13 protein-coding genes and 1 other annotated feature are annotated in these 12,928 nt (G+C 35.6%); of the genes, 1 reads left to right on the top strand and 12 read right to left on the bottom strand.

Going from position 1 to position 12,928, the window contains the following annotated elements:
- The first annotated feature begins 25 nt into the window (after positions 1–25).
- A complete protein-coding gene (locus tag NSS71_RS11555) occupies positions 26–238 on the top strand; it encodes a YrzA family protein (RefSeq protein WP_061800767.1) in 213 nt (70 codons plus the stop codon).
- A 39-nt stretch (positions 239–277) separates the two neighbouring features.
- Here the strand turns inward: NSS71_RS11555 and NSS71_RS11560 are convergent, their stop codons facing one another.
- The 12 genes from NSS71_RS11560 to alaS all read right to left on the bottom strand — a co-directional run bounded on the left by NSS71_RS11560 (position 278) and on the right by alaS (position 12,605).
- Positions 278–916 carry a DUF1510 family protein gene (locus NSS71_RS11560; protein WP_053215773.1) on the bottom strand — a complete coding sequence of 213 codons (639 nt, stop codon included), beginning with the start codon at positions 914–916 and terminating at the stop codon, positions 278–280.
- 131 nt (positions 917–1,047) lie between these two features.
- Positions 1,048–2,811 carry a peptidoglycan D,D-transpeptidase FtsI family protein gene (locus tag NSS71_RS11565; protein ID WP_341151704.1) on the bottom strand — a complete coding sequence of 588 codons (1,764 nt, stop codon included), beginning with the start codon at positions 2,809–2,811 and terminating at the stop codon, positions 1,048–1,050.
- A gap of 95 nt (positions 2,812–2,906) precedes the next feature.
- Entirely contained in the window at positions 2,907–3,383 is a 477-nt protein-coding gene (gene greA / locus NSS71_RS11570) for a transcription elongation factor GreA (RefSeq protein WP_047944032.1), read from the bottom strand.
- 391 nt (positions 3,384–3,774) lie between these two features.
- Positions 3,775–4,410: a uridine kinase gene (gene udk, locus NSS71_RS11575; protein ID WP_047944031.1), complete on the bottom strand. Its 636-nt coding sequence runs from the start codon at positions 4,408–4,410 to the stop codon at positions 3,775–3,777.
- 5 nt (positions 4,411–4,415) lie between these two features.
- Positions 4,416–5,684 carry a peptidase U32 family protein gene (locus NSS71_RS11580; RefSeq protein WP_047944030.1) on the bottom strand — a complete coding sequence of 423 codons (1,269 nt, stop codon included), beginning with the start codon at positions 5,682–5,684 and terminating at the stop codon, positions 4,416–4,418.
- 21 nt (positions 5,685–5,705) lie between these two features.
- Positions 5,706–6,635, bottom strand: a complete 930-nt coding sequence (locus NSS71_RS11585) for a peptidase U32 family protein (RefSeq protein WP_095322641.1) — start codon at positions 6,633–6,635, stop codon at positions 5,706–5,708.
- Between the two features lie 2 nt (positions 6,636–6,637).
- Positions 6,638–7,279 (bottom strand): O-methyltransferase, encoded by a 642-nt coding sequence (locus NSS71_RS11590; RefSeq protein WP_341151705.1) that lies wholly within the window; start codon positions 7,277–7,279, stop codon positions 6,638–6,640.
- Between the two features lie 306 nt (positions 7,280–7,585).
- Entirely contained in the window at positions 7,586–8,734 is a 1,149-nt protein-coding gene (gene mltG / locus NSS71_RS11595; RefSeq protein ID WP_082138417.1) for an endolytic transglycosylase MltG, read from the bottom strand.
- Positions 8,735–8,915: 181 nt separating this feature from the next.
- On the bottom strand, positions 8,916–9,203 hold the full coding sequence (locus tag NSS71_RS11600; RefSeq protein WP_047944340.1) for a DUF1292 domain-containing protein: 288 nt from the start codon (positions 9,201–9,203) through the stop codon (positions 8,916–8,918).
- Positions 9,204–9,215: 12 nt separating this feature from the next.
- Positions 9,216–9,632, bottom strand: coding sequence for a Holliday junction resolvase RuvX (gene ruvX, locus NSS71_RS11605; RefSeq protein WP_047944339.1), 417 nt, complete (start codon positions 9,630–9,632; stop codon positions 9,216–9,218).
- A gap of 4 nt (positions 9,633–9,636) precedes the next feature.
- Positions 9,637–9,903 (bottom strand): IreB family regulatory phosphoprotein, encoded by a 267-nt coding sequence (locus NSS71_RS11610; protein WP_047944338.1) that lies wholly within the window; start codon positions 9,901–9,903, stop codon positions 9,637–9,639.
- 74 nt (positions 9,904–9,977) lie between these two features.
- A complete protein-coding gene (gene alaS, locus NSS71_RS11615; protein ID WP_341151706.1) occupies positions 9,978–12,605 on the bottom strand; it encodes an alanine--tRNA ligase in 2,628 nt (875 codons plus the stop codon).
- Between the two features lie 85 nt (positions 12,606–12,690).
- Positions 12,691–12,922: a binding site (T-box leader), on the bottom strand.
- Between the last annotated feature and the right edge of the window lie 6 nt (positions 12,923–12,928).

Raw genomic sequence — 12,928 nt, forward strand, 5'->3', positions numbered from 1 at the left:
ATTAGGAAGAAAGGAAGTTTTAAGCATGAATATCCAATTAGAAATGATAGAAGATAAGGTAGAGTTTTTTGAAGGAGAGAGTCTAAAAGCAATCGAGAAAAAAATCAATGAACAAGTAGAAGTCAATAAAGCTATATTGCTATCAGTACACTCTGTCGCCCATCAAGTTACTTTACTAGAGAATGGTCGGCCTTATTACACAGCCGTTGTCCATTTTAAAATGAAAAAGCAGTTTTAAACAAAAAAAAGAACTGGAGCTTTATTCTCCAGTTCGAGTTTAACGAATATTTAAGTCTTTTATTTCTTCTACCTTCGTTGGTTTCCAGCCACTTCCATCTACCCATTCTATATATACTCTATATTTTTCAGATTTATCTTTAGATGATACTGTTCCAATAGACTTCTGAGGATCATGATTGTTATTACCAAGGAACCAAACAGTCATATTCCCGCTATCTAAGCCGGTTGCATAAGATAATGCTTTAATTTGTTCGTTCCAGTCTACCCCTTCTGAATAAGTAGCTACATGCTCTCCTGTTTGGGATGTTCCAACAGGCTGCCAGGAAGTATTCTCAATCGTTTTAATAACATTCGAGTCACTGCCGCCTTCTGTGACAATTTCCTCCCCATCAGATTCTTTTTCCTCTTCTGAAGTAGTGTTCTCCTCTTTATTATCTGATTCAGTCGTCGAAGCAGCTGTTTCATGCTCATCCGATACTTCTTGTCCTGATTTCGGTTCGTTTGCTTTATTTTTAGCTGTATTTTTTTCATCATTTGTATGAAAAATAGAATACGATACGAATACAATTAGTATAATCACAGCAACGATTAATCCATTTAAAATAAGATTCGTTTTCTTTCTTTTGGAACGTTGTGCGTATCTTGTTTTACCTTCATTATTTATTTCATTACTCAAGGTGTTTCTCCTCCTATTTCCTTTCCATTTCCTCTTTATATAAGTTGATTTAACTCTTACTTTTCTTCTTTCACTGTACATATTTTAACATGGCAGTACACTTTTAGAAAAGCAGGAACCCTATCGGAGTATTAGGAGGCTGCATTTTTCTGCTTTTTATCGATTCCTTTAACCACCTCTGCAAATAGTTGATTGACCCCGCCTTCATCTGAATAAACATCTAAATTCACTGTTACTAAGGCATATTTAGGCTTCTCATAAGGAAAATAACCTGCAAACCATTTATTATGTAACTGCTTCTCCTCTTTATATACGCCAGTTTCTGCGGTTCCAGATTTTCCAGCAACTTTATAGGGTAGCTCTTGAAACCATCTGCCAGTTCCTTTATTGTTTGTAACAACTTCTCTTAGTAATTTTTGGAGTCTTGAGGCGGTATAAGGAGATATTTTTTCTCCATCTAACTCTTGCTTATCAAAGGAGTAAAAGGTTGTGCCATTTTTGTATTGAATATCTGAAACAACTCTGACACTTTCCTTTTCTCCTCCTCTAGCAATAGTCGCCATCATATTTGCCACTTCTAATGGTGTAACCCGTACCTCATGCTGTCCGATTCCCGTTAATGCAACATAGTTCTTATCCCTTTTCGCTTCCTCATTCAAAAAAACTCTTCCCATTTCTTCGCCACTAAACTGTTTAAAATCAGTAGAATGAAAAACACTGCCTCGCCACCCCACTAGACTAGTCAACGATAATTTAGCTGCATATTCCTCGATTAAATTCTCATCTATATCACTTAACTCCTTCGCTATTGTCCCAAAAGTATTGTTACAACTAACCGCAAAGCTTTCTGTAAAGTTTAACATCCCATGCTGATATGTTAAATCTTCTTCGCCATTGATCTTCTTGCTACAATCATATTGCTTATTGTTATCATCTAATTTATGATCGATTGCAGCTGCTGCAATAACTGTTTTAAAGACAGAGCCGACAATCTGCTGTTTTAGCATATAGTTATTAACTCCGTCTGTCTGATAAGGATCTGCTGCATTTATCTTCGGCCTAGAAACCATTGCAGCAACCGAATTATCCTCTAGATCTAACAGAACTAATCCACCCTTCTTTATGCCTTGCTCATCTACCAAGTCTTCTGCCATCTGCTGTAAATCCGTGTCTATGGTGGTGCGTACATTTACAGGATAAAAGGGATTTGCTGGTTCCACATATTTAACATTTAAGCCAAAGAGTGGTCCTCCTTTTGCATCCACATGATAGACAAGCTTCGATTCGCCATCAGGCAAAAGAAATTCATCAAAGCTTCTTTCTAAGCCTGTTAATCCAATTAATGTTGAACCCCCCAGCTTTCTATCAGGATATCGCTTTCCTAATTGCTCTTCATTTTGACCAGTGATTCCTAGCAGTTGTTCAGCGATAGTATTATTGATATGAAACTTTTTCTCTGCTGCAAAAACACCTGGAATCTTCAGTTGATTGATAGCAGACATCTGCCTGCTTGTTAATTCCAATGGTTCCTTTCCTCCAAAGACTACCGGATCTTTTGCATCGATTATGCTATTCTTTACATTGTATTCACTTGTCCCAATAATATCCGCTACTTTTTTGCTATCCCAATCCATTTTATTTAAAAAAGGAAATAATATTAAAACTGCTTTTGTCTGATGTGTAAGTGAATTTCCATGTTTATCAAGAAAGGTTCCACGACCATTATCCAAAAGCATTTCTTGTGATCTTTGTTTTACACTTGCTTCCACCAAATTAATATTATGCTTGGTAAAATGATTTGTCTCTATTAACTGCACTTGTATTAGCCTTCCTAGCAATATACATAAAGCAAATAAAAAAAGGATACCGATGCCAACTATTCTTTTTCTCCACATAAATAAAACACCTCATCAAGAGTGTTGACGAGGTGTCTCATTTATAAACAAGTCAGTGATAACTTTTTATTCGGTTATCCATTCCATTAAATTACTTATTTAATTGTAACGATTTGTACATTCATTTCTCCACCTGGAGTTTGTACAATTACTTTATCGCCAACTTTTTTGCCAATTAAGCTTTTAGCAATTGGAGAATCGTTTGAAATCTTCCCTTCGAATGGGTCTGCTTCCGCACTACCAACGATTGTATATGTTTCTTCTTCACCGTCTGGAAGCTCGACGAATGTAACAGAACTACCAAGGGAAACCGTGTCGCGATCCAGCTCATCTTCCGAGATAATTTTCGCATTTCGAATCATATTTTCGATCGTAGTGATACGTCCCTCCACAAAGGCTTGTTCTTCCTTTGCAGAATCATACTCTGAGTTTTCGGATAAGTCACCGAAACTACGTGCAATTTTAATACGTTCTACAACTTCTTTACGTTTAACTGTTTTTAACTGTTCTAGTTCCTGTTCTAATTTTTCTTTACCTGCTAATGTCATTGGAAATTCTTTTTCGATTGCCAAAATCTTCACTCCTTCAAGTATGGGATTAATGAATAGCCATGAAGCTATTTGTAAACCCCCTAATAATTATGTATTTAAAGATAACAGCACGACAACTTAGAAATGGACGCGCTTTTTTTTCTAATAGAATGAGTTTAATACGGATTGAAGAAAAAAGAAAGCATTTTCTATTAGATTGTCTGTAATGATTTAACATTTTTTCACTAATTAGTGATTTTTGTTAAATTAACAATAGGTTATAAATAATCAAATATCATTACAGAAAGCTTCTTTTACTCATCCCGTTATTTTACCCCATTGGTTTCTTACATAATCCATATTTGGAAAAATAGGCTGTCTATAATGGAACAGCCTATCTTTCAGAAATTTTGCATGAATACTATCTATTGTTTCATAAAAGTGATTTTTGTTCAAGAATTGTTTGAATTTTAGTAACCATAAGATCAATGGCGACGTGATTATGACCGCCCTCTGGAATTATAATATCTGCATATCTTTTTGTTGGTTCAATAAATTGATTATGCATGGGACGAACTACATTAACATATTGTTCGATTACAGAGTCAATCGTTCTACCTCTTTCTTTGATATCCCTCATTAATCTTCTGATAATGCGTAAATCTGCATCTGTATCAACAAATAACTTCATATCCATTAAATCACGAAGACCTTCATCCTCCAGTATGAGGATACCTTCCACAATGATTACATCCTTAGGTTCAACTAAGATCGTTTCATCAGAGCGAGTATGCATAGCATAATTATATACTGGCTTTTCCACCGCTTCATAATCTAATAATTTTTGAATATGATCAATTAATAATTCTGTATCAAATGCTAATGGATGGTCATAATTTGTTTTTAATCTTTCCTCAAATGGTAAATGAGATTGATCTTTATAGTAATAATCCTGTTCGATCATTAAAATCGAATGTCCTTTAAAATGGTCAAATATAGCTTTGGTCACACTTGTTTTTCCAGATCCGGAGCCACCTGCGACACCAATAACTACTGGTTTCGGCTGCATGCTGATTAAAGCTCCTTTCGCATCATATTATTTGGATAAACAGGGTGGTCCACTTTAAATTTAACAATTTGTAAGGGATGTCTTGCAGCATCGATTTCCTTCCCGTCTGCATCCCAAATTTTATCAACAACCATTGTAAAATTATCAATTTCTGGACCAAAAAACTCCACTTCCTGCCCCTGTTTGAAGAAGTTTCTTTGTTGTAATGTTACTATTTTTGTCTCTTCATTATAATCGAGCACTAAACCAGCAAAGTCAAAAGTGGTCTTTTTGCTATGATTTCCAAACATTTGCTCTTTATACCCTGGCTGACCTTCAAAGAAGGCAGGTGCTGTATCTCGATTTGCACATTTATCTAGTTCTCTCAGCCATTCCTCTTGAATGACAAAATGATCTGGATCTGCACAATAGGCATCAATCACTTTTCGGTATACACTAACAACTGTAGCAATATAATGAATGGATTTCATTCTACCTTCAATTTTTAAACTGTCTATGCCTAGTTCAATCATACGTGGAATAGATTCGATAAGCTTTAAATCTTTTGGACTCATCGCAAAAGGAGCATCACCTTCAGAGAATAAAGGCTTTTCCTCCGCACCATCTAGCTTGTACAAATCATAATCCCAGCGACATGACTGACAACAGCCGCCGCGGTTAGAATCTCGAGCAGTCATATGATTACTCAATGTACAACGACCAGAATATGCGATACACATTGCGCCATGAATGAACGTTTCGATTTCAATATCTACTTTTTCTTTCATTTCTTTTATCTCTTCTGCACTTGTTTCACGAGCAAGCACAACCCGTTCTAATCCTTCTTCCTTCCAATACTGAACTGCCTTCCAGTTAGAAAGAGATTGCTGTGTACTTAAATGTACTTCTATTTCAGGTGCTACTCTACGGCATGTCTCGATAATTAATGGGTCTGCCACAATAATTCCATGTACACCTGCTGACTTTAAGCCCATTAAGTAATCTTCTAAACCGTCAATATTTTCATTATGTGCAAATATATTGGTAGTAACATATATTTTGGCTTGATATTTCTTAGCAAACTCCACTCCCTCTTTCATTTCTTCAAAAGTGAAGTTTCCAGCATTCGAACGAAGTCCATATTCTTGTCCACCAATAAAGACAGCATCTGCACCGTATGTAACAGCAATTTTTAATTTCTCTAAATTACCAGCAGGCGCTAGCAGTTCCGGTTTCTTTACAATTACTCTTTTTCCATCTCTTATTTCAGAAATAGGATCCTTAACTAATGTCATTTTCCCTTCTCCTCCACTTGTTTAGTAAACCGTTTCTTTAAAGAAAAATCCTGTATCCAATGGTCTATTAGGTGGTTGAATTTTTTCTATCTCAGCAAGTAAATGATCTTTTTCTTCTTCATATCGATCTGGATCATTTAAATACAAAGTCATTGCTTGATGATATAGTCCAGTAACAGCAAGAATATAGCTTGGTTCTTTCAAAAGACCGTCGATTTTAAATGAATCAATGCCAGCATCCAATAGGTCTGAAAGCTCATCAATGATACAAATGTCATTTGGACTCATAATATGTGTCCCATTTTCATCCTGAAAAATCGGGTATTTGTTTTCTCTTTCTTTATCATGCAAGAAGAAGTTCTTATCTGATTTGCTTGCTTCCAATTCTACTTCTTTCCCTTGATATTGAAAGTAATGTTCTAGTAAAGTACGTTTTGATTGAAACATCGTTGTCATTCCATGAACTTGGATTTCAATCTCCACTTCTGCATTTTCTTTCGTCTCAATGATGGCATCCATGCTAATTTCTCTTGCAAGGACCGCTCTTTTTGCACCTTTTCGTCCCCAATAATTACACGTGTACCAGTTTGTCCCTGTTGTTTCTGTATTCCAATGCAGTTTCATATTTGGTGCAACTTCTCTGGCAAGCATTAAAACAGCTGGATCCCCATAATATATTGCATCCGCATTTACAGACACTAAAAACCGAAGATATTCTGTTACATCTTCAATTTTATCATTATGAAAAATTGCATTTACAGCCACATATACTTTTTTCTCTCTTTGGTGTGCGATTTCAATTGCCTTTTTTACATCATCCCGATTAAATTCACCGGCTAATCTCAAACCAAATTTTTGTTCACCAATAACAAAAGCATCTGCCCCATTATCAATAAGCGGCTCTATATCGTTTATACTGGTTGGCGTTACTAGTAATTCCGGTTTTTTCATTCTTATCCCCTCTTTTTACTAATTGCAATACCGTCTCCCACAGGCAAGATTGCTGTGTGATAATCCTGATTTCCCATAAGCCATTGATTATAATTTCTTATTTTACGTACTAATTGACGAAGGTTTCTACTATCTATCTCTTCTGCTGCCACTAAACCATGAAACAATATATTATCTGTATACACGATTCCGTCATTCGATAAAAACGGACTGTAAAGATCGAAAAACTTTTGATACTGTCCCTTTGCAGCATCGATAAAGATAGCATCAAACGGCCCATATTGCTGAACTATAGAACCTAATTCAAGGGCATCACCTTGTAATAGGACAATTTGTGCTTCAAGCTTTAACTTTTCGACATTTTCCTTCGCTACTAAATACCTTTGTTCATCTCTTTCCAACGTAACTATTTGAGACGATGGTAATGCTTCCGCCATTCTTATTGCCGAATATCCTATCGCCGTGCCTACTTCTAATATTTTTTTAGGCTGCTGAATTCGTAGTAATTGTAATAATGTTTCAATCCCTATTAACTCCATAATGGGAACTTCATTTTGTTTCGCATATTGTTCCATTTCACTTATCTGGTTATTTCTTTCTGGAATTAAATTTTCAATATACTCCAGGATTTGTTTATTTTGCAAGGATGAGTCCCTCCTAATTAATCCATAAAGCCCTATCCTTTTGTCTTCTACCTAAAAATAGTTAGCTTCTTATTAAGAACCTAACACATCAAAAAAGTGTATATAATTTGGGTATTTCATTAAAGGTATACTCAAAAACACTTGTACCATTTTATCATAAAATATAGTAGAATGCTAATAAATCTTCAGATATCAATAGCAATCTACATAAAAGATGACAATTTTCCGAACAATATAACGTAATTTTAAAAAAAGACTACAGTCCAAACATCTTTTTGTTTGACTGTAGTTTTTTGGTGAAGAATGTTAGTCATTCGTAATATATTTTGCTTTCAATTCATTATGTTCATTAAGCGATTTAGAAAAGTACACTTTTCCATCTTTCGAAGCTAAGAAATAGAGATAATCTGTATCATCCGGATGCAGTGCTGCTTCCATAGAAACAGTTCCTGCATTGGCAATTGGTCCAGGTGGTAAGCCTACATTTTGATAGGTATTATAAGGCGAATCTACCTCTAGATCTTTATAATAAACTCTATCCTTATGCTCACCTAATGCATAAAGTACCGTCGGGTCTGTTTGCAATGGCATCCCTTGTTCGATACGATTATAGAACACACTGGCAATTTTCTTTCTATCCACATTTTTGGTTGCTTCTTCTTCAATTAACGAAGACATTGTTAAAAATTGATGGACGGTTAATTTATCTCGTTCAATTTCCGTTTCATATGCTTTTACTACACTTTCTGTTTTATCAAGCATAACGGAAATAATCGCTTCCAATGTTGGCTTTTCTTCATAATAAGAATAAGTAGCAGGAAATAAATAGCCTTCTAGCGGATATTTGATATTTTTCGCCCAAATTTCTGTTGTTAGTAAATCTGGATATTTGGCCATTAACCCTTTGATAAACGCTTCATCGTTTAATTGTTTCCAAATCTCTTCTTCCTTTTGATTTGTTTTCTTCGCGATAATAGCGGAAATTTCTTTTAATTGTCTTCCTTCAGGTATTGTCATGGTAAAGACAGGTTCTTGCATAATTTTTCCGGTTTTCAAGCTGTCAATAATCTCTTGAATCGACATAGATGGATTCATATGATATTCTCCAGCCATGAAGTTCGACTCATTTTTAAATTTCACATAATATTTAAACACCTTTGCATTTTTTACGAGCCCCTTATCTTCCAGTAATTGAGAAATAGTGCTCACGCCAGAACCGATCGGAACTTCCACTACAATATCTTTATCACTATCTGGATTAACTGGTTTTAATGCTGATTTTATGTAAAAATAACCAGACGTCCCTACCACTGCTACAATCATAATTAATACTAAGGCAACAATGACCACGACTCTTCTGACTAATTTGGCTTCTTGTTGTCTCTGATTTAAATTAGCTATAAATAACTCCTTCTTACTATTTATTGTATTGTTCTCGTCTTTATTATTCGTCAATCTTTTCCCTCCTTGACACTCACCACTCAAACATTTTTTACATATCTCGACCTATTATACTATATTTTGCTAAGGAAGTTGTAGCTTTAAGTGAAATTTACATGCTACTCAAAGCTGGGACTAGAAGTGCACAAAAAAATAAAAAAGAGCCCAAAAGGACTCTTTTTTCATCTATCTGTTATTACTCTTCTTCTTGTTCAGCAAGGAATGTATTTAACATTTCTTCGACTAAATCCCATTCTTCTTCTGTTTCAATTGGAGAAAGTTCACCATCGCCTGTTTCTTCATTTGGAATGAAGGAAGATGCGTGGATATCGATTTCTTCATCATCGCTTTCATCTCCAAGAGGATAATATAATACATATGATTTTCCAAATTCATCTGATTCAAATGTAAATAGAATCTCACATAATTGTTCATTTCCTTGTTCATCTACAACTGTAATTGTATTAGTCTCGCCGTGTTCCATATTTCCACCTCATTATTTTTGACTGTCTAAATATCCTTGCAAAATGATAGATGCAGCCATTTTATCGATTACTTTTTTACGTTTTTTTCTACTAACATCTGCTTCCAATAGAATTCTTTCGGCAGCCATCGTTGTTAGTCGTTCATCCCAAAAAACAACCGGCAGTTCAAATCGTTCTTCTAAAAGCTGCCCGTACATTTGACTAGCTTCTCCACGAAAGCCTATGCTGCCATTCATATTTTTAGGAAGTCCAACCACTATTTTACCTATATCATACTCAACAATCAAGGACGCAATACGTTCAAGCCCAAATTGTTCTTTCTCTTCATCAATTTTAATTGTTTCAATTCCTTGTGCTGTCCATCCTAAAGCATCACTAACAGCAACTCCTACTGTTTTTGAGCCAACATCTAAGCCCATTAATCGCATAAGTCTATTCCTCTCGTTGCTGTTTTAAATAAAACTTTACAAGTTCCTCAATAATTTCATCACGTTCTAATTTTCGGATGATATTGCGTGCATCCATGTGACGGGGAATATAAGCAGGATCCCCAGAAAGTAAATAACCAACAATTTGATTAATTGGATTATAGCCTTTTTCTTGCAATGCATCGTATACTTGATAAAGTACTTCTTTTACATCATGTTCATATGGTTCTTCTGGAAAATTGAATCTCATTGTTTTATCAAATGAGCTCATTTTGAACACCCCATTTCCTTTTCGAACAATTTCTGTTAAGAGTTATCTACATTTTACACTACTTGTCCTTAATATCAAACGGATTTTACATATTCTTGTACAAATTCTAATGCTTCATTTAATTTAGAAGGATCTTTACCGCCTGCTTGAGCCATATCTGGACGGCCGCCTCCGCCGCCTCCACAAATGGAAGCTACTTCTTTTACTATCTTTCCTGCGTGGAAACCTTTATCCATTAAATCTTTGGTTACACCTGCAATAATATTTACTTTTCCTTCATTGACACTTCCAAGTACTAATACGACAGAATCTATTTTTTGTTTTAATTCATCTGCCATTGTACGAAGATTATTCATATCTACATTTGGGATAGAAGCTGCTAATACTGGGACTTCATTGACTAATTTTACTTGATCAACAAGATTTCCTGCTTCAATATTGCTTAGTTTTGCAGCAAGTGATTCATTTTCCCGTTGTAATTGCTTTACTTCTGTAAGAAGACTGTCAACGCGAGTAGCAACATCTTTGGGACTTGTTTTTAATTTATTCGCCGCTTCTTTTAATAAGTGAATTTGATCTGTCAGTTGTTGGTATGCTGCTTGTCCAGTTACTGCTTCAATACGTCTTGTTCCTGCACCAATTCCAGCTTCCGAAACAATTTTAAATAAACCAATTGCTGAAGTATTATCAACATGACAGCCGCCGCATAATTCTAAGCTATACTCACCAACTTGAACAACACGTACTACTTTTCCATATTTCTCACCAAATAAAGCCATTGCACCCATTGCTTTCGCTTCTTCGATATCTTTGTAATCAATTTGGACTGCTATACTTTCCCATATTTTTTCGTTAACGATGCGTTCAATCTCATCTAATTCCTCTGCAGTAATTTGCCCAAAATGAGAAAAATCAAAACGTAAACGATCTGGTTGTACAAGAGATCCTGCCTGATTAACATGTGTTCCTAGAACGTCTTTTAATGCCTGATGCAATAAATGAGTTGCTGTATGGTTCTTTACTATTTTGGAACGATTTTTACTATCCACTTTAGCTGCTAATCGATCATTTAACCTAACAGCTCCTGTTTCAATTATTCCTTTGTGTAAATTTTGACCATTTGGCGCTTTCTGAACGTCTTCCACCCTAATTGTTACATGATCGGTTTTTAACATTCCTTTGTCAGCAATTTGACCACCGCTTTCAGCATAGAATGGCGTTTTATCTAATATAAACTGGATTTCATCGCCTGCTTCTGCACTCTCTACTTCTAGACCATTTTTTAATAAAGCCACGATTTGCGCTTCAGTTGACCACTGGTCATAACCAATAAATTCACTTTCTACTTTAATATTGCCTAACACTCCACTTTGAACTTGCATGCTGTCAACTTCTTGACGTGCTTTGCGGGCCCGATCCCGCTGACTTTCCATTTCTTTTTCAAAACCTTCATGATCAATTGCCAGACCTTGCTCCTCTGCATATTCCTCTGTAAGTTCAACTGGGAATCCATATGTATCGTACAAACGGAAAATATCTTCTCCAGCAATAACTCCATTGTCTTTTGCTTTCTCCATTACTTCTGAAAGAATTGCAAGACCTTCATTTAATGTTTCATGGAATCGTTCTTCTTCACTTTTCATTACTTTTTGAATGAATTCTGTCTTTTCTTTTACAGTTGGATAATAATCAACCATAATTTCTGCAACTACTGGAACTAATTCAAACATAAATGGTCTGTTAATATTAATTTTCTTTGCATAACGAACTGCTCTGCGCAATAAACGTCGTAATACATAGCCTCTACCTTCATTTGATGGCAGAGCTCCGTCTCCTATCGCAAAAGCAACTGTACGTATATGGTCTGCGATTACTTTAAATGCTTCATCGCTTAAAGAATCCTTTCCATACTCGGCATCTGCCAATTGTTCAGTCGCACGAATAATCGGCATAAATAAATCTGTATCAAAGTTTGTTGGAACATTTTGAACAACAGACGCCATACGCTCCAAGCCCATACCTGTATCAATATTCTTCTTTGGCAGTGGTGTATAAGTGCCGTCTGGATTATGGTTAAATTCAGAGAAAACAAGGTTCCATACTTCTAAGTAACGATCATTTTCTCCACCTGGATACAATTCTGGATCGTTGATATCATTTCCATATTCTGGACCACGGTCATAGAATATTTCTGTATTAGGGCCACTTGGACCTTCACCTATGTCCCAGAAATTACCTTCTAAGCGAATGATGCGATTCTCCGGTATGCCAATTTTATCTCTCCATAAAACATATGCTTCTTCATCCTCAGGATGGATGGTTACAGAAAGCTTCTCTTTATCAAAGCCAATCCATTTTTCATCTGTCAAGAACTCCCAAGCCCATTCGATTGCTTCTTCTTTAAAATAATTCCCAATCGAAAAGTTACCAAGCATTTCAAAGAAAGTATGGTGACGCGCTGTTTTGCCCACATTTTCAATATCGTTAGTGCGAATTGATTTTTGTGCATTTGTTATTCTAGGGTTTTCAGGAATAACACGACCATCAAAATATTTTTTTAAAGTAGCTACACCACTATTAATCCATAATAATGACGGATCATCATGAGGGACTAAAGAGGCACTTGGCTCAATCGCATGCCCTTTGCCCTGAAAAAATTCTAAAAATTTGCTTCTTATTTCTGCACCAGTTAAGTTTTTCATCACATATCCTCCTATTTTTTCTTATGTATTTGCTACAACCACTAAAGTTTACCGTTTTAAGGCATAAAAAAAACTCCCATCCCTGGACAGGGACGAAAGTATTGCTCGCGGTACCACCCTGATTATGGATAAAAATATATAAAAATAATAAAAAATAATATCCATCTCTCAATATTCCTTAACGCGGAAAACGGCAGTGATTAGCTGCATTCAAGAATTAGCTTTCAATTATCCTTCACCTAGAACTCCTTTCAGCCAAAGGGAATTCCTCTCTTTAGAGTGGTCTATAATCTACTTATTTCTCTCACCATTTTATCGATATA

The sequence above is a fragment of the Niallia sp. FSL W8-0951 genome, from assembly GCF_038006525.1.
Lineage (GTDB): Bacteria > Bacillota > Bacilli > Bacillales > Cytobacillaceae > Niallia > Niallia circulans.

Bases quoted from the DNA above. Each gene is read 5' to 3' on its own strand.
- NSS71_RS11600 (WP_047944340.1), bottom strand. From the start codon at position 9,203: ATGGAACACGGCGAGACTAATACAATTACAGTTGTAGATGAACAAGGA.
- NSS71_RS11580 (WP_047944030.1), bottom strand. From the start codon at position 5,684: ATGACATTAGTTAAGGATCCTATTTCTGAAATAAGAGATGGAAAAAGA.
- alaS (WP_341151706.1), bottom strand. From the start codon at position 12,605: ATGAAAAACTTAACTGGTGCAGAAATAAGAAGCAAATTTTTAGAATTT.
- NSS71_RS11555 (WP_061800767.1), top strand. From the start codon at position 26: ATGAATATCCAATTAGAAATGATAGAAGATAAGGTAGAGTTTTTTGAA.
- ruvX (WP_047944339.1), bottom strand. From the start codon at position 9,632: ATGCGATTAATGGGCTTAGATGTTGGCTCAAAAACAGTAGGAGTTGCT.
- NSS71_RS11610 (WP_047944338.1), bottom strand. From the start codon at position 9,903: ATGAGCTCATTTGATAAAACAATGAGATTCAATTTTCCAGAAGAACCA.
- NSS71_RS11565 (WP_341151704.1), bottom strand. From the start codon at position 2,811: ATGTGGAGAAAAAGAATAGTTGGCATCGGTATCCTTTTTTTATTTGCT.
- udk (WP_047944031.1), bottom strand. From the start codon at position 4,410: ATGCAGCCGAAACCAGTAGTTATTGGTGTCGCAGGTGGCTCCGGATCT.
- NSS71_RS11585 (WP_095322641.1), bottom strand. From the start codon at position 6,635: ATGAAAAAACCGGAATTACTAGTAACGCCAACCAGTATAAACGATATA.